A 21,591-nucleotide genomic window follows, 5' to 3' on the forward strand; every position below is an offset into this window, starting at 1 on the left:
GGTTAGTTTGGCATAAGTTGTAACAAGATGTGGCAGAAATCAGTGTTTTCCGTAACGATAGTCATCACTACCCCCGTCATGTTATAGCCCTTTCCGGAGCTATTCCTTAGGTTTGGTTCTCAAACAGCCAGTGATTGTGAACTGCCATTATATTAATCCCGTTATTGCGAAGATTACTCTCCGCCCACAATATCAAAAGCAGCCATCCCAGTGGAAACGCTGCGACAACTGCTTTCTCAGTTTGTCACTGTCTCTCTCGGAAACCGTCCGGTGCTGTTATAAAATCCAAGCCCCCGGCTCAAGTACCGGGGGCTTGGATTTAAAGAAGGGATGAAGCTTTATTTGCCGGCAAGCTCGAGCGCTCTAAGCAGAATGACTGCTGCCTCCGCTCTCGTTGCCGTTTGGTTCGGCGCGAATTTGTTGGCTCCGATGCCCTGAACGATTCCTTTCTCGACCGTTGCCGATACTGCCGCTTCCGCCCACGCCGGGATGTCGGCATGATCCGCAAACGCGGTTGCTACATTGGTTTTTGCGGTCAGACCCTGCGCATTCGCGATCATCGTCACCATCTCGGCGCGGCTGATCTTCGCGTTCGGCCTGAAGCTGCCATTGCTGTACCCGTTCACGATACCGGCTTTCACGGCCTGTGCGATGCCTTGCTTCGCCCAGTCGCCGATGCTTTCCTTATCGGTAAACGCCAGTTCTGCTCCGTTGCCTTCCAGCTTCAGAGCACGGGCCAACATCACCGCGAATTGGGCGCGGGTTATCTCGCCGTTCGGCTTGAATGTGCCGTCAGCATAACCGTCGACGATGCCCTTCGCAGCCGCTTTCTTGATGCTTGCTTCCGCCCAGTGGCCTGTTACGTCGCTGAACGTTGCGCCTGCACCTGTGTTTTCTTCAGGCTCTTTCTTCGCTACGGCGAATACCGCAAACTTCGTGAAGTGATCGACTTCCGCCGTAATCCGGTTGCCGCTCGCCGTCCCTCCGATTTCCACCCAAACCTTCTTCACCTCATCGTAATAGAAGAGAGAAGCGATTTGATTCGCTCCGACTGTTGCCGGATCGAACGTTAACGTGATCGTGATCGGTTTCGAGAAGTTTTCTGTAAAGTTTTTCAGAATCTCATATACCGGGCTAAGAAGAATGTCATTGTTCGTTACGAGCTGCGAGGTTTGGAGCACCTTCTCCACCGTAATCGTCAATTGCTTCTCCGATGCTCCGGCAGGAACCGCAATGGTGACGGCATTTTTTTCGAACTGGGCCGTCCCCCCGGTTCCGGCAGGCAGCGTTTGTTTGCTGTCAGTTGCAGGTGCGGTCGTTCCTCCTCCGCCTGTCGAGGCGGCGGCACGTTGTACGGTAATCGTGTATACTTTTGTCGTCGTTCCGTCTTCCGCCGTTACGGTCACCGTTACAGCGTTGTCTCCAACAACCAGACTGTTGCCGCCTGCGACAGCGACAGTTGCCTTCGAGTCGGACCCGGTTGCCGCTACCGTCACTGAAGTTTTTACGTTCGGTACATTCAGCGTGTAGCTCAGCGTATTCGCGTTAAATCCACTTATTGTCGTACCGTCCACCGTAAGATCGCTCAGTTCGGCATTGGTAGACAGCCCTGCTGCCCCGCGCTTTACGATAACCGTATAGACCTTCATTGTTTCTCCGTCTTCCGCCGTAACGGTAACCGTTATGGTGTTGTCTCCAACAACCAGGTTGCTGCCGCCTGCGACAGCGACAGTTGCCTTCGAGTCGGACCCGGTTGCCGCTACCGTCACTGAAGTTTTTACGTTCGGTACATTCAGCGTGTAGCTCAGCGTATTCGCGTTAAATCCACTTATTGTCGTACCGTCCACCGTAAGATCGCTCAAATCCGCGTTCGTCATCGGTTCATTTTCGAATTCAGCCGTCAATGAAACCGGGTTTGCCGGCATCGTAAATGTCAATGGATTTGTGGTATTGCTTTCATATGCAAGCCCTGTCGCAGTCCATTTTACAAAGCGTTGTCCGTTTGGAACAGCCGCAGCTACTTTAACCGTCGAGCCTTCCTCAACCTGTGCAGAACTTCCTGCGGCAGCTCCGTCTACTTCAACCGTACCGCCGGCAACAGTTAGAGCAGAGATTGTTCCTTCTCCTCCACCGCCTTCCCCGTCTTCCACTAACACAGGTATAGTGGCAACAGTGTTGCTTATGTCTGCAAAGATGATTTCCAGAAGATAATTCCCTGGAACTAAATTAGCATATTCGTCTGTCTTATTCTCAAGGTCGTCATAACAAATTTCAAGCACATTTTCGGCTAAGCCATAGCCTGAACCTGGGAACCAGAAGCTTGCAGCGGCATCAAGAACCAATTTGCCATCCAGCTTCTTGAATTTGACGCTTTCTACCGCATTTTGCTGGTCTTGCATTGGAATTCCCAATGCTCCGTTTCCGAAATCTACCTCTACATGAATATGCTTTTTCGCAGCTTTGTTATAATACGCGCTTGTTGAAATTACGCTTGGAGCTTTACCAGAGACGCCTTCTGAAAGCTTGAAGGTGATTTCAATCGTGTGTACGGCGATAACATTATTAAAGGTATACTCTCTTGCCGCCGCAGCCTCTGCGTTCTCCACTCCGTCAATTGTAACCGTGTTGACTTCATAATAGTTATTTGGAGTAAACGTAAACTTCTGGCTCTGTCCGCGCTCGACCAAAACATTGCCAGTAGGAGAAATTGTCCCGCCCGCTCCTGCAGATGCAATAATGGTTACGAAGTTGTCTTCTTCTTCTTCTTCTTCTTCACCAAGATCAAGCACTCGAGGCACGGGAATGTTGTTCGTTGCATCCCAATCCCATACGTTCGTGAAGTCCCATCCCAAGGCTTCGAAGGTTGCTTGCTGCGCAAAATCAGCAGCCGACTTTAATGCAAATGCTGGGATAATCACTGAAGGCAATCCACTAGTGCTTAAACGCGCGCCGTCATAGTAATTGACTTTATTGGAGTCGACGATTGGCCTACTGCTGGACCAATACCCTGCGATTGAACCAGGAGCAGGTCCATTAACTGCATTGGCTACCACATTGCCATTTAAGGTTTGGAGCAGATTGCCCGCAGAACCGCCCATATCCCCAACCATTGCACCGGAATATGTGCCAAGCTTATTAAACGTTCCACCCACATAGTTATTCAGAATTACGGTTGGCGAAGTCTCATATCGAACGGGAATAGGCGAACCTGCACCGTTCCAACCTGTACCGCCAATCAAGCCTCCAACTGTTGTTCCACTCACATCTGCAAATACGAAGGAATTTAGCAAAGTGGCTGCATGGAGCGTACCTACAATACCGCCAGTATTGCTTCCACCGGTTACTTTACCATTCACATAGCTGTTTTCAATCGTGCCCATGGAAGTCCCTGCAATGGCACCTGTGCTATTGCCGCCGGTAATATCGACATTCGACAATTTCAGATTTACGACTTTGCCTCCATTGCCAATGTAGGCAAAGAAACCTGTACTGCTGTTGTTGGTCGAAATTTTGAGATTACTTATCGTATATCTTTTTCCGTTGAACGTGCCTATAAATGGCTTTGAAGTGTCGTTTCCGCCGATCGCGGCAAATTCCACATCCTTCATATCGATATCCGCCGACAGCTCGTAATTTCCATCATACGGATATTCAGGCGTGCCGAAATTCTGTGACAATGCAACCAAATCGCTTGGTGTTTTGATTTTTATTTTATCTGAGCCCCCGCCAAGATCAAGCACTCGAGGCACTGGTACGTTATTCATTGCATCCCATTTCCAAATGTCCGTAAAGTCCCATCCCAAAGCCACGTAAGTTGCTTGCTGTGCAAAATCAGCTGCCGACTTCACTACAAAAACAGGGACGGTTCCCGAAGGTATGCCGCTTGTGTTTAACTTGGCGCTGTCATAGTAGTTCACTTGATTGGAGTCGACGATCGGCCTGCTGCCTGACCAATAGCCTGCGAGCAGCTTCGTAGGAGTTCCAATAATCTCAGATGAGATTGCATTGCCATTAAAGGTCTGAAGTACGCTGCCCGAACCGCCGCCCATATCACCAACGATACCACCGGAATATTGAGTTTCACCGATCCTTGTAACCGTACCTCTCACATCGTTATTCAAAATTACATTTCCAACTGTTTGTTGAATAAGCGACCAACCAGAACCGTTGTAATTGGTGCCTCCAATTAAGCCGCCTACTGTGGTCCCGCTAACATTTGCGTTCATGACCGTGTTTTGCAATGTACCCGCATAGAGCAGCCCTGCTATACCGCCTGTATAACCGGTGCCGGTTACTTTGCCGTCCACATAGCTGTTTTCAATCGTACCGCTGGATACCCCTGCAATGATTCCAGTTCTATTCATACCGGTTATGTCCACATTTGCCAAATTCAGATTTACTACTCTGCCACCAGTTCCGATATAAGCGAAGAAGCCCGTGCTGGTATCGGTGGAAGAAATTTTGAGATTGCGAATTATATAACCTTTTCCGTTAAATGTTCCAATAAATTGTTTTGGAACCGTGTCTCTGCCGATCGATGTAAACGCAACATCTGTCATATCAATATCCGCCGACAGCTCGTAATTCCCGTCAAACGGGAATTCAGGCGTGCCGAAACTTTGCGACAGTGCAACCAGATCGCTTGCTGTTTTGATTTTTATTTTTGCTGAGCCGCCGCTGCCGGCAAGCGGAGTGACCTTGCCTATGGCAGTGCTGGTTACGACTCCGTTATAAAAACCTGTTCCCGTTGCAACGGCTCGCAAATATGTACCTATGTCCGCCGCTTTGATCGCATAATTAGCAGCTGTTGCTCCTGCAATAGTCGTCCACGACGTACCGTCCTTCGAGCTTTCCCATTTGAAGGATGCAGTAGCGCTCGCTGGCGTAATCGAGGCATTCAATGTTTGCCCTTCTTTGGCAAGCCCGTTGACGGCAATATTCGTGATCGTAAATTCATCGACTTCCTGCGGAACCGCAGGATAATTCCAGGCATTCAAATCATAAGTGCGCGGCTTATTGGTAACCAGCACGTCGATATCCCCGGTTTGCAGTACATCGTTTTTATCGAAACCTTTGCTTGTCACTCTAATTTGATCAGGCGAAATCGAAATATTGGCAAATCCCCGTCCGACTTCTCTTATATCGATGTACGCAATGGCAGGATTTTCTTTGTATAACGGTCCGCGGTTGTCCTTATTTGCAGAGTAATTCGTCAGATAGGTTGTTCCATCGCCGTATTCTGCAACGACTTTGCCGCTCGCGAGAAGCTTGGTGCGGGCATAAATATGGTCATGTCCCATCAGCACCACATCAATTCCCGCTTCATCAAAAGCGTCCGTCCAGGAGGCTACAGGGGTGGCCATCCGGTATCCGAACAGCGTTTTGTGGAACATTCCAACGCGCCATTTGGTCGGATTTTGTTTCACGACGGCTTTCATCCAGTCTTGCTGTGCTTTGATCTGCGCGGCGGTGCTCTGATCCTGATAATCCATCACCAAGAACAGCGTGTCGCCATGTACAAAATAGTAGTTGCTGGATTCGAGCTGCAATTTCGTCATACCCGAAACCATGCGTTCCGTGCCTTCGCCGCCGCCGTAGAAGGATGCGCCATTTTTAGGCGGATTGTGGCGGCCCAAAAAGTTCTGCAGCGTGGGGTCCACAGGAGCCCAACTGTTGTTTGCCCAGCTGTTGCCCGCTCCATCGAACTCATGATTGCCCGTCGCCATGTAAAGCGGCACTTTCGAGAACAAATCCTGGTTGGCCTCAAAAAATGCATCCCATTCCCATGTGTCGAAACCAAAGTTGACCTGGTCGCCCGAGCTCAGGACAAACGCAGCATCCGGAAAGTCTGTAAATGCTTGCGTCAGCGCTTTTTTGCTCATTTGATTATAACTATCAAGCGTTGCTGCATAGCCTCTGGTATCGTTTGCTTGGGCATCGGATATCCAGTTGAAGTTAAACGTATTGATGTTGCTGGCAGGTGTCTTGAAGCTGGCAGGCGCTGTAACGCTCGTCACATTTTGGACGCCGTCGCCTACGCTATACACATATTCCGTCCCCGGCTCGAGGACAGCCGTTTGTGCCTTATGGCTTTGGACCGGGTCGACTGAGTATTGCGTCCCTGCGCCCGTATACTTCAAATTCTCAATATTGCTCCTCAAATCTACTGTAAAATTGGTTCCCAACACAAAATCCGTGAACTTGCCACCGTTGCTGTCAAAATCGGATTTTTTCGCATAAAAGAGCTGCGTCGACTTCGTTGTTACTGGAGTTACCCAGTTAAAGCGGGCAATGTACTTGTCTTTTTCCGTCTTGCGTGTATCTTCATTGAAGCTGTCGAACATAAATGTTACCGAGGCAGGCACTTTGCCCCCGCCTGTTGGCTGGGTGATCTCGTTCCCCGATTTGGTAATGGTGAATTCATCGATGACTCGGAAAGGTTTGTCAGAGCCTGTCGCTTTATAATACGTTTTATAAATGATTGCATTGCTTGTAACCTCTGCTCTGCTGTATACGCCTGGCGAATAGATAGATCCGCCGCCTGAATTAGTTTTATTGATACGAAGGTCATAGAAGAAGTCGTTCCACGAAGTGTCTTTGGTGGCGTTCAAGCTGTACGCATAGTTGTACACCGATCCTCCTATGACATAGGTCGGTGCTTCACCAAACTTCGCTTTTTGAATGCTTCCTGTTCCTGCCGCAGATGAGATTGTCTTTAATGTGGTTCTGGCATAGGCATGCTCGTGTCCGGCGAGAACCAGATCGATGCCGGCATCGGTAAACTTTTTACCAATCACATTGTTGACATCATAATGACTTGAACCCGGGTCATAAGGCGAAGCATGAAGATTTACGACCTTCCACTTCTTGGTCGATGCTGCCGTTTCATCAGCCAAGAATTTCCATTGTACGTCATCATCACTGGAATTCAGACCAAACGAATTAAGAGAGATGAACAAAGCGTCTCCATATTCAAATGAATACACCGTTCCAACCGCAGCCTCAGACAGACCGCTTGGTCTCTTCAGCGTTGTATAATTAAACCTATTCGTATACTGAATGGAATCCTTGTCATAGATCGAATTATCATGATTACCTGGGGTAGCCATGATCGGCATCGTACTTGAAAGGTTTTGAGCGGCATCGAAGAAATACTGCCAGTGGTCTGAAAAACTTGCATCCTCTACTACGTCACCATTATGGACCAGAAATGCGGCATCCGGATGGTTCGCCTTGACATAATCATACAAGTCGGCGGTGTTTTGATAAGTACTTGGAGATGTTCCCTGCGTATCAGGAGTGATCAAAAAAGAAAACGGCTTCCTGGCCGCAGGATCTGCTGGCGCGGTAAAGCTGGAGATCGTAGAATAGCCGTTGATGGTGTTTCCTACTTTGTAATAGTATTTGGCTTCTGGAGTCAGATCCTGAACAACTACACGATATGTACGTACCTCTTTAACGTTAACCAGCTTGTTGTCCGGAACGCTGCCAGTCACAGTTGAAGCATTGACTGTGGCAACTGCGGCGCTTTTTGTTGTACCGCCGGCCAGGTCGGGAGAAGTGCTGTAAACGATTTCTGATGTGTTAACCGTCGCATCCGCAACCCAGTTGAAAGCCATAGCCGTTTTACCATCGGCTGCGCCTCCGCCTATAGCCAACGTGATTTGTGACGGAATGGCCGCGGGCGGAGCTGCTTGAGCCGGCATAGGCTTTACAGTTCCGGTGGCAGCTACCAGCAAAACCAACATTGCCGTCATCCACCTTGACATTTTTTTTCGTAATCTACTCATTCAAAACAAATCCCCTCTCGACAAAGTATGTAAGTATGTTCACTTTAACGGAGGTTTGTTAAATCTAATCGCATGTATCCTTAAACATTTGTAAAGTTAAAACATGATCTATGCAGTTCGAGTAATTAACTGGTAATCGTATTATGAGATCAGGGGCTGCCAGTAAATCTACATTTACAGGGAGAGATGAAATGAATTCAGTTATTGGGCTAGATATTTCTAAAGAAGAAAGTCATGGACAAGCCTTTTTAGAGCGCGGAAAACCATTCAAGCAACCGGACATTACCAAAGCCCTGTTGCTCAGTTGCTATAGGAATATCACTATCTTTACATTGTCATTAATCCACTCATCTCAAATCGGCTTAGGAAGTCTCAACTTCGCAAAGTAAAGACGTATGCTGCTGACGCTTATCTTTTGGGAGAGCTGTACTACAAGGAAGAGTTTGAACCCTTTTAGAAAAGGGGGTGCAGCTACTCAATCTACGCTATCTAACAAGGCAATATGAGTCTCTTTCAAAGATGTGTGTACCGACTAAACTGCAATTCCAAGCTGTTCTAGATCAGGTTTTTCCTGCTTACAAAGGTGTCTTTTGGAGCTATGTATTCGGGTATTTCGCTACGTTTTTTAAGTGAGTTCCCAACCTCAATTTTTGCGATTTTGACCAAGAAAGACACATTCATCTTAGTCTGAATATACAATTTAGATATGGAGGAAAACCTCCCCCAAATCTGTGAGACGGTTATTTGTCATACCTTTTATCAGTATAGCACCCTTGCAGGCTGCTTATAGCTGACAGCTTTATACCCTTTATTGTCATTATTTCTCCACTCCTCTCTAGCTTTATGTGAGCAAGCTATAGGGGAGTGGATGATTAGAATATGGGATTAGCTTATTTTCTTAAATATAGCTTCTCGTATCATTGTTCCTGCCAAACTTATAGATGGCGATTAAAGATAGGGCCACGGCAAAAACAATCAGAATGATCAGGTTCAAGGATAATTCCCCCATTGATACCCCTTGCTGCAGATGACTAAAGGTATCCAGCAGCCAATACTGCGGAAGAAAGTGCGCGATCTGCTGCATCGCTGCCGGCATTAAAGCAAGCGGGAACATACACCCCGCGAGCAGGCTGGTAGGAATAAGGAGCAAATTCTGCATTCCGCTGGCCGCGGAAGAGCTGCTGGAGAATGCCACGATTGCCAGGGATAGACTTATCGCCACCAGAGCAAATAACACGAGTATGAAGAACATACTCCAATATGGAATACCCGGATCGACATGGAAAATAGTTATCATTATCCACAGAGTTACTGCAATCTGCAACATCATCATAGTCAAATTAACAATGACATTAGATAGGACATAGGTTCTTGCATTTACCGGCGAGGATAATAGGCGATAATAGGTCCTGTTCTCTCTTTCCTTAATAAGGATTCCCGATAAACTCGAGGCGGACACCAGCATGAGGATGAGCAGATAGCCTATCGTCTGATTTGTCTTGTTGTGATTTATAGATTGGTCGTCTATTTTCTCTGTTGCTAATTCGAAGCCGTTCTTTTGATAATTCTCATAAAGGGTTTTAAACTTAACTTCATTCCCTTGAGCTACCCGGCCAACCGAGGCCAGATTGTTAATATGCTGCTCCAAGTAAGCCTTCAATTGTCCGGTGACCTGAGCCCCTTTAATGGATATGATCTTAAGATCAGAAGGATTACCGTCAATCAGGCTCTGTGCGAACCCGGCAGGAAGGATAATCGCTGCATCCAGCTCTCCTGAGGCGATTAGATCCTTTACCTCATTCTCCTCAATCTCACTTACAAGCATGGAATCCATTCTGCCTACTGCATCGATAACGCCCTGGGTAATCTGCCGGCCTCCATCCTGATTAACGATGCCCATTCTCAATTCAGTATCGCCGGAGCCACTATGGATCAAGGTCGCGAGCAGAATTCCCAGTACAGGAAAGACGAAGTATAACAAGAGATTCATCGGCTTCTTAAAGGTAGATAGGAATGTCTTTCGGATCAGCCATAACGTGTCTTTCATCCTTACAACCCCTCCCTTCTGCGCATCATCGTTATTGCGATACCAAGCAATACAACCGAGAAGCCGATATTTAACAGCATAGCGTTAGCCGCCGCAGTAAAACTGTCTGCATAGATCATTTCAAGAAGTGCAGCATTGGACCATTGCAGCGGAGAGAGAGAAGCGATTGTTGCCAAGATTCCTGTAGCATCCTCGACCGGGTAGTAAGAGCCGCCGAGAAATGCTGCCAATTGGATAATAATCATCACAACAGTGCCCGCCGCATTTCCCTTTAACACATAGCTGAAACCGAGTCCCAAGCTTACAGCGAACAGAATTTCAGTAATCAGCACCAGAAACACTAAACCCAAGTTTTCTCCCCAATAGGCGTTAAACATGTATTTACTGGTGAGCACTACAACAAAGATGAGTATAGCGTTCACCATGACAAGCCCTGCTATTTTTCCTATGAAAATCTCCATCTTCGTCACCGGCGCTGCAAGCAGTCGGACAGCCGTTTTCCTCTTGCGTTCACCGTCTATTAAATCAGCTGCCGTCATGGCGCTATACAGAATAAACATTGTCGTCATTGCTATAGCGAAATAGTCCATAGCACCAGGTTTTCTTGCCGCATTCAGCGACTCCTCCACTACATAACCTGCTCCTCCGTAGCCCGCCATGATTGCATCCGCTTGCTTCGAGTCTGTCTCACTCACTTCAGCCGCCAACCGATAACGATCCGTGAAAGCTGTAAACACACTTTGAGCAATATCACTTTCAATGAGACTCTGACTATTGGCATAATACATTAGTCCGCTATCCGTAATCTCGACGTAACCCGTATACAGGTTGTTCTTCACCTTGAGCTTCCCATCCGTGTTATCAATCGCCCCCTCGAGATGAATGCCAGCCTGACGCATCTGCCCTGTGAAGTCGTCCCAGTACTTAGAGAGCTCACTTGATGTGCTGGTATTCTTATAGAGAACATTGATCTCTCCAACCGTTAAACTGCCGTTAAAAGCATTCGTAGTCGCCGTCCCCAGAATGAGCATGATTAGCAGCGGCGATACCAGCAAGAATAAGAGCATCTTTGGGTCACGAATGACCCTTATTTCTTTGAGCGCTATTCTGAATATATTCATGATTCATTGGCCTCCTGTTTCTTTTTTCCCTCTGCCTCCTATCAGTCTCGCAGGCTTCTGCCGGTCAGTGTCAGGAACACCGTTTCCAGACTAGGCTCATGCTCTTCCACGGAACGAATCTCAATATCGTCCGCCATCAGCTGCTGGATGATCCTGTTCAGGTTATTAATTTCGGAATCGGAGGTGATTTTAATGATGCGATCCTCCACTTTAACCTGGTTTACACCAGCGATTCCCGCAAGCTTGCTTCTATCCAGATTTTCCGCCGAACGGACCTCGATACCTATATTTTTCTGATTCGTAATGATGGCTTTTAATTGACCTTTGGTCCCTTCTGCGATGATCTTACCGTGATCGATAATGGCGATTCTCGTACAAATCTCCTCGACCTCCTCCATATAATGACTGGTGTAAATGATCGTACAGCCCATCTCATTCAGCTTCTTCACGGAGCCCAGAATATAATTGCGAGATTGCGGATCAATCCCTACCGTTGGCTCATCCATGATGAGCAGCTTAGGCCGATGGGCGATCGCACAGGCAATGTTCAATCTTCGTTTCATACCGCCCGAGAAATTTTTCGGATAGCTCTTGTGCTTGTCACCAAGTCCCACGAACGCTAATGCCTCAATTACCCGCTCCTTTAGCTCCGCTCCCCGAAGTCCGTACAATCCCGCGAAAAAATAAACATTTTCGTAGGTGGTCATGTCTTCATAGATGGCCATTTCCTGCGGAACAATCCCGATGTTCATCTTAGCAAATTTACCGTGCTTAGCAATGTTCTTGCCCAGAACCTCGATCTCCCCCTTGGTAACCCGGAGCAGCGAGGCAATCATGTTGATGGCCGTGCTCTTACCTGCTCCATTCGCACCTAGAAATCCGAAGATCTCGCCTTCCTTCACGGACATCGTGATATTGTCGACCGCTATAAAATCCCCGAATTTCTTCGTTAGCTGCTTAACTTCTAGGACGTTCATTCGTCACACTCCCATTTCGTCTTTAGGATAAGGTAATTGTAATAAAAAAGGATGCCCCTGTGACAGTGCACAAGTTCATCCTTAACCCCTGAGAATCTTCCTGTTTAAGCTTTGTATTTCTCATCATAGACCATGAGGAATTAATGTTGTGACTGTGAAGCCTTTTGAGCCATCGACAATAATCGTTCCATTCACACTTGCTGCCCGTTCTTCCATGCCGATGATCCCCAAGCCTTTAATCACCTTCTGCACTCCTTTGCCATTGTCCGATACTTCGACCTTGATCAAGGTTCTCAGCACCTCGATGTGGATGGAGACGTAGGTCGCATTTGAATATTTCATGGCATTGGTCAGCGCTTCCTGGGTATTTTCCTGAATGACCTTCCACTGAATCGGAGTAATAATATCTACATTCCCTTTATGGGTGAGAAAGGTTCTAACCGAATGCTTAGCGGAAAATTCATCAACGAATAATTTCATTCGATTAATCCCAAGCTGTTCGGTCGGCGGCTTCATATTCTTGAGCACAAGACGGATACTCTCAATCCCGTCCTTGGAGATATGGATTGCATTCTGCAGCAGCTCCGCCGACTTGTTCGGATCGGAGGTGAGCAAGCGCTTCGAGGCTTCCATCTGAATTAATGCCCCCGTCATCGAATGTCCGATCTTATCATGAATTTCTTGGGACAGCCGATTACGCTCCTCCAGCTTAAACGTGTATTCGGACTGTCTTATATATTCTTTATTCTCATTCAAACTCTTAGTCAGTTGCTGGATATGCTCATGCCTATTTTCTATGTCCTCTTTGAGGTCTGCAATTCTACTTATGTAAGTGTTAAACAAGAGGCAGTAGAGGAAGCTAAGCATTGCAACGAGACCGTATGTAACCAAGATGACTTGAGATCCTTGAGCCAGCAACAAGAGTGGAGCCAGCATGAGAAATAGAATAATACCGCGTTTACGCAGGTATATAGTGAAGAGTTCATATATGTTCAGAGGGAGCAGAAGTATAAACAAAGGTTGTGTGTAGGATGAGGACGCAGCGATAACCAGCATGGACAACAGAAGCACGATCGACGTGATACTAACCTTCTTAACGATATGGATAGTTATATTCAAACACAGGTAGAGGAGGATGGACAGCATATACCAGGGTGAAATCGCAGCACCAGACAAATAGGATTGAATGACCACATAGCTCAAGAGAATCGCTTTGATGCCCATTGTCCAGAGTTCTATAGGGGTTTCCCTCTCCGTCATTAATTCACTTCCCCGGTCAGAAAATAAATCGCGATTTGCGTGCGGTGTGTAAGACCCGTCTTGCTTAGGATAGAAGTAATGTGGTTGGCAATAGTGCCTTCTGAGATAAACAGTTTCTTCGAGATTTCACGATTGGAAAGCCCCTTCGCAATGAGGGACATAATGTCATGCTCTCTATCGGTGAACAAGCTTCTGTCGATCTTACTGACTCTATCTTCTTTCTTATCTTTATCCTTGTCCGCTAGCAAACTAGATTTCAGCTTATCCAGTACAGCATCCTGCAGCACATTATGTCCGTTGTATACGGTTATGATGGCATCCCGGATCCGCTCCGGATCGTTATTCTTGAGCAAATATCCCTTTGCCCCGTTGCGGATCGCATCGAGAATAAACGCTTCGTCATCGAAGGTGGTCAGGATCAGCGCTTTGGTTCCTGTCTGCTTGGAGATCAGCTTGGTCGCTTCCACGCCATTCATATTGGGCATCTGCACATCGAGCAGAGCCACATCTACTTCATTCTGCCGGCAGAAATCTACGGCTTCTTGACCATCCTGAACCGTCGCCAATACCTCGAACTCATCAAAGGTGCTCAGTATGATCCTCATGCCTTCTCGGATAAAGGAATTGTCATCGGCAATAATGACCTTTATTTTCAATTCTGCTCACTCTCCGTTCTCAGCTATTTAACAAGATCAATCACACTTAACTTGAGCTAGAGTATGGTTCATACATTCTCTATTTTTGAATATATTCTATCACTTTACTAACGTTCATGCTCGAATGGTGCTTGTTGCAGGCTGCAAATAGTTCGCTCAGTATTTGGTAGTATTTTGCCACAACTTAAGTGCATGTGTACTACGATAAACCGCCCGTTTAACTTAAGAATTTCATCGCCTCCATGACCCATATAATAAAAAAAGTCCCGATATATCAAGGGTTTCTTGAATATCAGGACTGACAACGTTGTCCAAAATTAATTTCAACTAATTGAGCCAATCTGAACTGCAATTCATCAGATGAGATATGTCTTAACATTTGATATAACAAAATAAGCTTATTGAAGATGATGAAAAATTAACATCTATAATAATATTTCTAAAATACTTCCCCTTAAAAGCCATTATCTACTGGAAGCTTGGGATTCTTGCAAATCATATAACTAGTCTCAATTGTTGTTATAACCTACGATATGGGTTTATTTCCAATCAATACTTCCTCTGTCGTAAACTCTCATACAGCAAAACCGTCGCTGCCATCGCAACATTTAGTGACTCCGCTTGTCCGACCATGGGAATAATAACGGATTCGTCTACAAGTCCGCGAACCTCAGGGGATAAGCCCTCAGACTCGTTGCCCATAAGCAGCCATGTGGATTGCTTCCAATCATAGGTGTAGCAGGTATGCTTCGCCTGCAGACTTGTTCCAACCAGCTTTACGCCCATCGCTTTCGCGTTGGGGAGCAGTTCTTGTAGATTTCCTTCAATAATAGGCAAATGGAATAATGAGCCCATCGTCGAACGGACCGTCTTCGGATTGTACAGATCAACGCATCCCTTGCCGAGTATGACAGCATCCGCTCCAACCGCATCAGCGCTGCGAATAATAGTTCCAGCGTTGCCAGGATCACGTACGCCATCTAGAACAACGACTAGACTATTTTTCCGATAGAGCGAATTCACATCCCCAGACAGCTTGGACAAAATAGCAAAAACAGGGGGAGGTGTATCCGTTCCTGAGCATTTTGCCATTACTGGGCGGGATGCCTGCACCCACTCCAAACCGAAAGTGGCCGCTGAATCATTTGTTTCCCTCTCATGCTTAAGCTCAGCAGGAATACCCCGCTCGGTATCGTAGACGATCGTTACGATTTCAACATTTCCCTGCAGCGCTTCCAGCACCAGATGGACGCCTTCTATTAGAAACTGACCGGTGCGGTCACGATTTTTTTTGTCTTGAAGAGATGCCCACAGCTTCACTTTTTCATTCTGGACAGATGAAATTAATGGATCAAAGTTTTCATTCATAATTTGGTTTAACCTTCCGAATATGCAATTTCTAAATTTTTTAAATCTGAATTTTTGCCTACAACAACCAGAACTTCGTCAGGATTAATGAGATCATCGGCATAAGGTGCGATATTCATGGTTGTTCCTTTTTTGATTGCCATGACATTGCACTTATATTTAGCTCTAATATCGAGATCCTTTAAGCTTTTGCCGATCATTTGCACAGGGGCTTTAATTTCAATGATGCTATAATCATCTGATATTTCAATATAATCGAGAATATTCGGAGACACTAGATGATGCGCGACACGAAGTCCCATATCCCGCTCCGGAAATACCACTTTATCAGCGCCGATTTTGTGCACAACTTTGCCGTGCAGCTCATTCTGCGCTTTGACGATCAGCATCTTAACGCCTAGATCCTTCAATATGAGCGTTGTCAGAATACTGGATTGAATGTCTTGTCCAATTGCGACGACAACAACGTCAAAGTTTCGTATACCAAGCGCCCGCAGCGCTTCTTCATCGGTAGAATCCGCAGATACGGCATGAGTAACGGTATTCACTACCTCCTGGATGCGGTGTTCGTTCGAATCTATAGCAAGCACCTCGAAGCCCATGTCGGTCAATGCTTTTGCAACGCTGGAACCAAAACGTCCCATGCCGATTATTGCATATTGTTTCTTAGCCATAATGAAAAAATCCTCCTTGCAGGATGATTGCCTTATGTAACAATTTAAGTGTAAACCATTTATAACATCTTCCTGTACGTCATCTCATTATTATACCATACATAACCCATGCCTACGGATGAAAGGCTCACCTGCTGGACATAGTAAATAAGTAAATTAAGAATGTGCAAGGAGGTTGTTTAGGTTGCAAACGATTGATTTGCGTCAAGCTATCGTTATGCGTGTCCAAGATAATTCAGCATCCGAGCTGTCGGAAGTCATTGAGGATTCCGTAGGTGCTGACGAGCGCGCTCTTCCTGGACTTGGCGTTTTGTTCGAAATGATTTGGCAGCAATCGTCTGAGCCGGAGCAAAGCCGGATGGTCGATTCGTTGTACAAGCATCTTCATCATACCGAACATGCTAATCCGTCTCAGTAACGAACGTTCGCCGAATATACGATATCGCCACCGACTATGGTATTGGTTACCCAAGGCAGGCCATCGTAATGATCCACTACAATAAGATCGGCAGCTTTGCCCTGCTCAATGGAACCAAGCTCACTGTCTGCGCCTAATGCCTGCGCGGGATGCAGCGACGCCATCCGCACTGCCGCAGGCAAAGCTGCCGTTCCTTCATCAGCCAGCTTAAATACCGCAGCCAACATAGAGGACGGATGATAGTCCGAGCATAATATATTTGCTCCCCCTACTTTAATAGCATCGACTGCTCGCAGGTTTTTGTCATGGGACACACCTCTTACGACGTTGGGTGCGCCCACGCATATACGAAGTCCCCGTTCATTCGCATATTTGGCTGTATCTAGGTTAATCGGAAATTCGCAGACAGATACGCCAAAAAGGATTGCTTCATCTACCTTCTCCCTTGAATCATCATCATGAGAGGCAATAGCTATCCCATGCTCTGACGCAAGCTTACTTAATTTCAACAGCTGTTCCGTACTTACCTGCTGCCTGCGCTCAATCAAATCATTAACGATCACTTTAACTTCCTCTACGTTAACGCCTTGATTTTTCATAACATATCGTTCAAAAGAGCCTGGCTCGCGATATTGTCCTTGCCCCGGCGAATGATCCATGAAAGAGAGGTAATCAATTTTATTATTATGTAAGTAATGTTCTACGATAGGCATGCCTGCCAGATAGGAAACTTCAAACCGCAAATGAATGCGATTGCGAATCATCGATCGCTTGCTCCTATATTCATGAATTTGGTCAACCATTCCTGTCAGGTAATGATCGCCTCTAAGGCTCAAGCCAACACCAAGCGACAAGGAGTGATACATCGTTGTAATACCGTGAACCGGAAGCTTCCTTTCGAATTCGAGCAGAGCCATTTGTAATGGAAAGAAAGTATTAGGTCTCGGCTGCACTTCCTTCTCAATCGCATCACAATGAATGTCAATAAGACCGGGCAAAACATACCGCTGCTCAGCATCGAGCACCACAGCATCGGTATGCTGCTGAAGCCATTTCTGAATGGCTGTCTCGTCGCTCAGCAAGGCATCAATCCGACCATTCTTTACAGCAACAGTAATACCCGCAACCTCATTAGGCAAGACAACCTTTCCATTCGTCACAAGCATAGGCGATTTAAATGGATGCATTTGCTCATTCATCGCTCCGATCTCCCCTTAAAGTTATTAATATTAGCTTAACATATCTCCTTCCTATAATTCATCTACGATGCAGAAAGAAGCCGCTAGGAATAATTCCCGCAGCTTCGCTTCCAAACCATTTATTCTAAATCAATTCCTTAATCCTCAATCTCCTTCGGTATGAAGCGATAGATATCTCCTGTCTCGAAGGAATCAATTAGACGATGGAGCCAATTATAGTATTTTAATGCATCTTCAATTTTCTGAGCGTCATTGTTCAAAATTTGTGTGAATATAGGATCATGCTCATACTGCTCTTTAAGCAAATCAATTTCTTTCAGCGTACGAGTCAGCGTGCTCATATTTTGCTCGACGGCCTTTCTCCATTTAATCGAGAAGAAATCCGAAAAATTTTGGTGCCAGTCCGTCACAACCTCATACAGGTCTTTGCGGGAGCCTTTGCCCCATACTTTATTAATCATTTTCAAATCATGCAGCGTACGCATTCCTGTACTCATCGATGTCTTGCTCATTCCCATCGTTGCGCTCATCTCATCTAAGGTCACAGGTTCCTGGTTGAAAAACATATTTCCATACAAATGACCAATAGATAACGTAATACCGTACAAATCCATGTTTTTTCCGATCGATTCAATGACCCGTCGGCGTGTGTTATTCAATTTGGTGAGCTGTTCGTCTGTTAATGTGGCAAGTTCATCCATGTCGTTCCTCCTGAGGAGTGTCGTTCCCCCTATCTGTTCTTCATTAATTATTGTAATCAAATGCCTGTCCATATGTAAAGAAAGCTTTTCATACGAAAAAGGGAGTTATCAAGAGAATACAGTATGTAAAGTACGTAAAGTTATAACTGTACAAAGTATACGACGCCTCACGCCTTTTGACCTTTACAAAGATAACCATCAAACTTGGAAGAGCGAAACAATCATCAAGGGGGCATTATATGGCGATTATAGAAGCCAAGAGGCTGACCAAAATCTTCGGAACAGATCCGAAAAAAGCGATTCCGCTGCTGGATAAAGGATGGTCAAAAGAAAAAATCTTAGCGGAAACGAAGCTGACGGTTGGTGTAAATCAAGCAAGCTTCGCAATCGAAGAAGGACAAATATTCGTTATCATGGGCTTATCCGGGAGCGGAAAATCAACGCTTGTACGTCTGCTTAATCGATTGATTGAGCCTACTTCAGGAGAAGTGCTGTTTAATGGCACGGACATCCTGCGTATGACGCCTGAGAAGCTGCGGCAATTTAGACGGAAAAATGTAGGTATGGTCTTTCAAAAGTTTGCCCTATTTCCTCATCGCACAGTCATTCAAAACATTGAATATGGCCTTGAGGTACAAGGGATTGAGAAGAACAAACGGAGAGAGATGGCCATGCAGTCATTAGAACTCGTAGGGCTGAAAGGCTGGGAGCATAGTTATCCCAATCAGCTTAGCGGCGGCATGCAGCAGCGTGTCGGACTCGCAAGAGGGCTTGCCAATGAGCCTGATGTGCTGTTAATGGATGAAGCGTTCAGCGCGCTCGACCCGCTTATTCGAAAGGATATGCAGGACGAACTGCTTGAGCTTCAAGCCAAAATGAAAAAAACAATTGTATTCATTACTCACGATTTGAATGAAGCGCTGCGGATTGGCGATCAAATAGCCTTAATGAAAGATGGCAGCATCGTCCAAATCGGTTCGCCTGAAGAAATTTTAATGCAGCCGGCTAACAAATATGTGGAACGGTTCGTCGAGGACGTCGATTTGTCCAAAGTATTGACTGCATCACATGTCATGATAAAGGCTGAAACTATTACGCTGGAGAGAGGGCCTCGTGTAGCGCTGCAGTTCATGCGTGACCGTGGTATTTCCTCATTATATGTCGTAGACAAAAGAATGCATCTTCTCGGTGTAATTACGGCCGAGGAAGCAGTAAATGCAATTAAGAACGGACGAAGTCTCGAAGAAGCGATGGAACGCGAGGCACCTACTGCTGTCTCAGAGACACTGCTCCATGAACTTTTCGAATTAATGAGTAATTCAAAATTTCCCGTATCCATTATTGATGATAGCGGAAGATTGAAGGGCATCGTCATTAAAGGCGCCGTTCTTGCCGCTTTATCTGGAAACTCGGTAATGGAGGATGGTGAACGATGAATCTACCTAAAATCCCTTTAGCCAATTGGATTGAATGGCTGGAAACATGGCTGGAAAATCATCTAGATCCGCTATTTCAATTTATCCGACTAGTTGTCGGTAAAACAGTTAATGGATTAGATGTCATGCTCAACTGGTTCCCTGCTCTTGTACTTATTGTTATTTTTGGTGCTTTAGCTTGGTATATAGGCAAGTGGAAAATGGGCGTTTTCACGCTAATAGGTCTGCTGATTATTGAAAATCTCGGCTACTGGAGCCAAACGATGCAGACGCTCGCACTCGTTCTAACCTCAGCCTTTATATCTGTATTAATTGGTGTTCCCGTCGGAATATTATGCGCACGCAGCAACAAAACTCAGAAAATAGTAACTCCTCTGCTAGACTTTATGCAGACGATGCCGGCATTTGTATATTTGCTGCCTGCCGTTACCTTCTTCTCCCTCGGAGTTGTTCCCGGCGTTATATCTTCAATCATTTTCGCGATTCCGCCAACTATCCGATTAACGAATCTAGGAATTCGTCAGGTTCCAGAAGAACTGGTTGAAGCAGCCGATGCATTCGGCTCTACTCCTACACAGAAGCTGTTCAAGCTGCAGCTTCCGATTGCATTGCCAACTATGATGGCTGGCATCAATCAGACGATCATGCTATCGCTATCGATGGTTGTCATTGCATCGATGATCGGTGCGCAAGGTGTTGGTGCGTATGTATACAGGGCCGTTACACAGGGCAACACAGGCGTCGGCTTTGAAGCCGGGCTTGCCATCGTTATTTTAGCTATTATTTTGGATCGTTTAACTCAACAAGTCATTCGCAGAACAAAAGCAAATTAATTCGATACCCTTTAGAAACTTAAGCGCGTGGTTTCGATGTAAGTTTTTCAAAAAGACTTTAAGACTATGCTTCCGAAGCTAGTTTTTTCTAAAAACTTAAGCGCATGGTTTCGATGTAAGTTTTCATAAAAACTTTAAGGAGTGATCTTTTGAAATTTAATAAAATGAATGTACTCGTAACAGCAATGTTGGTTTTCGTATTATTAGCAGGCTGTTCTTCTACGAATGGTGACGGCAAGAAGAACGACAGCAAGAATAAGATAACTCTCGCATATGTAGCATGGGACTCAGAAATTGCAAGCACTAATGTTGTTAAAGAAGTATTTGAGCAGAAGCTTGGATACAAAGTTGAAATGCTTCAGGTTGACGCAGGCCCAATGTGGGCTGGTATTTCTGATGGGAGCGCTGATGCTATGGTAGCAGCTTGGCTGCCGACAACCCATGCCTCTTATATATCGAAATACAACGGTAAATTCGAAGACCTGGGACCTAACCTCGAAGGTACTAAAATTGGTCTAGTCGTTCCGAAATATATGGACATTAACAGTATTGATGACCTCAACAAAACAATTGGCTCTGATGTGGACTACACGATTATTGGAATTGAGCCCGGCGCTGGGCTAATGATGTCTACAGAGAAGGTTCTGGATGAATACGGCTTGCGTGATAAGTGGAAATTGCTAGAGAGCTCCTCAGCAGCAATGACGCAGCAGCTTGAGAAAGCTTATGCCAACAAAGAACCGATTATCGTCACAGGCTGGACGCCGCACTGGATGTTCGCGAAGATGGATCTTAAATATTTGGAGGATCCAAAAAACGTATATGGCGGTGACGAGCAAATTCATACAATAGCTCGAAAAGATCTTAAGACTGATGATCCTAAAGCTTACGCTTTCTTAGATAAGTTCAACTGGTCGTCAGATGATATGGCATCTGTCATGATCGAAATTCAAGAAGGCAAGTCGCCTGAAGATGCTGCCAAAGCTTGGGTCGAGCAAAATGCAGATAAAGTTGATGCATGGTTGAAATAAGAATATGAATTGAGATCTCTTCAGTGAGATTTCAATGACAACATCAAATAGCCCTCTATGCTGGAAATATTCAGTGTAGA

The 21,591-nt window shown here is 45.8% G+C and carries 14 protein-coding genes and 1 pseudogene; 5 read left to right on the top strand and 10 right to left on the bottom strand.

Annotation, left to right across the window (positions count from 1 at the left end):
* Positions 1–338 precede the first annotated feature (338 nt).
* Positions 339–7,748 carry an S-layer homology domain-containing protein gene (locus CEF13_RS22815; protein WP_166742763.1) on the bottom strand — a complete coding sequence of 2,470 codons (7,410 nt, stop codon included), beginning with the start codon at positions 7,746–7,748 and terminating at the stop codon, positions 339–341.
* A 233-nt stretch (positions 7,749–7,981) separates the two neighbouring features.
* Between CEF13_RS22815 and CEF13_RS22820 the strand changes: the two are divergent.
* Positions 7,982–8,463: pseudogene (locus CEF13_RS22820) on the top strand (IS110 family transposase); the annotation flags it as partial.
* Between the two features lie 225 nt (positions 8,464–8,688).
* Here the strand turns inward: CEF13_RS22820 and CEF13_RS22825 are convergent.
* The 7 genes from CEF13_RS22825 to CEF13_RS22855 all read right to left on the bottom strand — a co-directional run bounded on the left by CEF13_RS22825 (position 8,689) and on the right by CEF13_RS22855 (position 15,893).
* A complete protein-coding gene (locus CEF13_RS22825; protein ID WP_102714316.1) occupies positions 8,689–9,837 on the bottom strand; it encodes an ABC transporter permease in 1,149 nt (382 codons plus the stop codon).
* Positions 9,838–9,839: 2 nt separating this feature from the next.
* The gene (locus tag CEF13_RS22830; protein ID WP_102714318.1) at positions 9,840–10,958 is read right to left on the bottom strand and encodes an ABC transporter permease; all 1,119 of its coding nucleotides are present in this window, start codon (positions 10,956–10,958) and stop codon (positions 9,840–9,842) included.
* A gap of 41 nt (positions 10,959–10,999) precedes the next feature.
* Positions 11,000–11,935, bottom strand: coding sequence for an ABC transporter ATP-binding protein (locus CEF13_RS22835; RefSeq protein ID WP_102714320.1), 936 nt, complete (start codon positions 11,933–11,935; stop codon positions 11,000–11,002).
* A gap of 123 nt (positions 11,936–12,058) precedes the next feature.
* Positions 12,059–13,174 carry a sensor histidine kinase gene (locus tag CEF13_RS22840; protein WP_211297066.1) on the bottom strand — a complete coding sequence of 372 codons (1,116 nt, stop codon included), beginning with the start codon at positions 13,172–13,174 and terminating at the stop codon, positions 12,059–12,061.
* A gap of 20 nt (positions 13,175–13,194) precedes the next feature.
* Positions 13,195–13,851, bottom strand: coding sequence for a response regulator transcription factor (locus CEF13_RS22845; RefSeq protein ID WP_102714324.1), 657 nt, complete (start codon positions 13,849–13,851; stop codon positions 13,195–13,197).
* A gap of 549 nt (positions 13,852–14,400) precedes the next feature.
* Positions 14,401–15,219, bottom strand: a complete 819-nt coding sequence (locus CEF13_RS22850) for a TrmH family RNA methyltransferase (protein ID WP_102714326.1) — start codon at positions 15,217–15,219, stop codon at positions 14,401–14,403.
* 8 nt (positions 15,220–15,227) lie between these two features.
* Entirely contained in the window at positions 15,228–15,893 is a 666-nt protein-coding gene (locus tag CEF13_RS22855; protein WP_102714327.1) for a potassium channel family protein, read from the bottom strand.
* 184 nt (positions 15,894–16,077) lie between these two features.
* Here CEF13_RS22855 and sspI point away from each other — a divergent pair, with 184 nt between their 5' ends.
* Entirely contained in the window at positions 16,078–16,311 is a 234-nt protein-coding gene (gene sspI, locus CEF13_RS22860) for a small acid-soluble spore protein SspI (protein ID WP_102714329.1), read from the top strand.
* Here the strand turns inward: sspI and CEF13_RS22865 are convergent.
* A complete protein-coding gene (locus CEF13_RS22865) occupies positions 16,305–17,510 on the bottom strand; it encodes an alpha-D-ribose 1-methylphosphonate 5-triphosphate diphosphatase (protein ID WP_243864393.1) in 1,206 nt (401 codons plus the stop codon). The genes sspI and CEF13_RS22865 overlap by 7 nt on opposite strands.
* A gap of 137 nt (positions 17,511–17,647) precedes the next feature.
* Positions 17,648–18,211, bottom strand: coding sequence for a GbsR/MarR family transcriptional regulator (locus CEF13_RS22870; protein WP_102714331.1), 564 nt, complete (start codon positions 18,209–18,211; stop codon positions 17,648–17,650).
* Between the two features lie 239 nt (positions 18,212–18,450).
* Between CEF13_RS22870 and CEF13_RS22875 the strand changes: the two genes are divergently transcribed.
* The 3 genes from CEF13_RS22875 to CEF13_RS22885 all read left to right on the top strand — a co-directional run bounded on the left by CEF13_RS22875 (position 18,451) and on the right by CEF13_RS22885 (position 21,511).
* Positions 18,451–19,647 carry a quaternary amine ABC transporter ATP-binding protein gene (locus CEF13_RS22875; protein ID WP_102714333.1) on the top strand — a complete coding sequence of 399 codons (1,197 nt, stop codon included), beginning with the start codon at positions 18,451–18,453 and terminating at the stop codon, positions 19,645–19,647.
* A complete protein-coding gene (locus CEF13_RS22880) occupies positions 19,644–20,480 on the top strand; it encodes an ABC transporter permease (protein WP_102714335.1) in 837 nt (278 codons plus the stop codon). Before CEF13_RS22875 ends, CEF13_RS22880 begins: the two co-directional genes overlap by 4 nt.
* Positions 20,481–20,629: 149 nt before the next feature.
* Entirely contained in the window at positions 20,630–21,511 is an 882-nt protein-coding gene (locus tag CEF13_RS22885; RefSeq protein WP_243864394.1) for a glycine betaine ABC transporter substrate-binding protein, read from the top strand.
* The last annotated feature ends 80 nt before the right edge of the window (positions 21,512–21,591 follow it).

Source organism: Paenibacillus castaneae, from assembly GCF_002884445.1.
GTDB lineage: Bacteria > Bacillota > Bacilli > Paenibacillales > Paenibacillaceae > Pristimantibacillus > Pristimantibacillus castaneae.

What these genes read in the sequence shown, in the direction of transcription:
- CEF13_RS22815 (WP_166742763.1), bottom strand. Translation starts at nt 7,748, where the DNA reads ATGTTGGTTTTGCTGGTAGCTGCCACCGGAACTGTAAAGCCTATGCCG.
- CEF13_RS22825 (WP_102714316.1), bottom strand. Translation starts at nt 9,837, where the DNA reads ATGAAAGACACGTTATGGCTGATCCGAAAGACATTCCTATCTACCTTT.
- CEF13_RS22830 (WP_102714318.1), bottom strand. Translation starts at nt 10,958, where the DNA reads ATGAATATATTCAGAATAGCGCTCAAAGAAATAAGGGTCATTCGTGAC.
- CEF13_RS22835 (WP_102714320.1), bottom strand. Translation starts at nt 11,935, where the DNA reads ATGAACGTCCTAGAAGTTAAGCAGCTAACGAAGAAATTCGGGGATTTT.
- CEF13_RS22850 (WP_102714326.1), bottom strand. Translation starts at nt 15,219, where the DNA reads ATGAATGAAAACTTTGATCCATTAATTTCATCTGTCCAGAATGAAAAA.
- CEF13_RS22855 (WP_102714327.1), bottom strand. Translation starts at nt 15,893, where the DNA reads ATGGCTAAGAAACAATATGCAATAATCGGCATGGGACGTTTTGGTTCC.
- CEF13_RS22865 (WP_243864393.1), bottom strand. Translation starts at nt 17,510, where the DNA reads ATGAATGAGCAAATGCATCCATTTAAATCGCCTATGCTTGTGACGAAT.
- CEF13_RS22870 (WP_102714331.1), bottom strand. Translation starts at nt 18,211, where the DNA reads ATGGATGAACTTGCCACATTAACAGACGAACAGCTCACCAAATTGAAT.
- CEF13_RS22875 (WP_102714333.1), top strand. Translation starts at nt 18,451, where the DNA reads ATGGCGATTATAGAAGCCAAGAGGCTGACCAAAATCTTCGGAACAGAT.
- CEF13_RS22880 (WP_102714335.1), top strand. Translation starts at nt 19,644, where the DNA reads ATGAATCTACCTAAAATCCCTTTAGCCAATTGGATTGAATGGCTGGAA.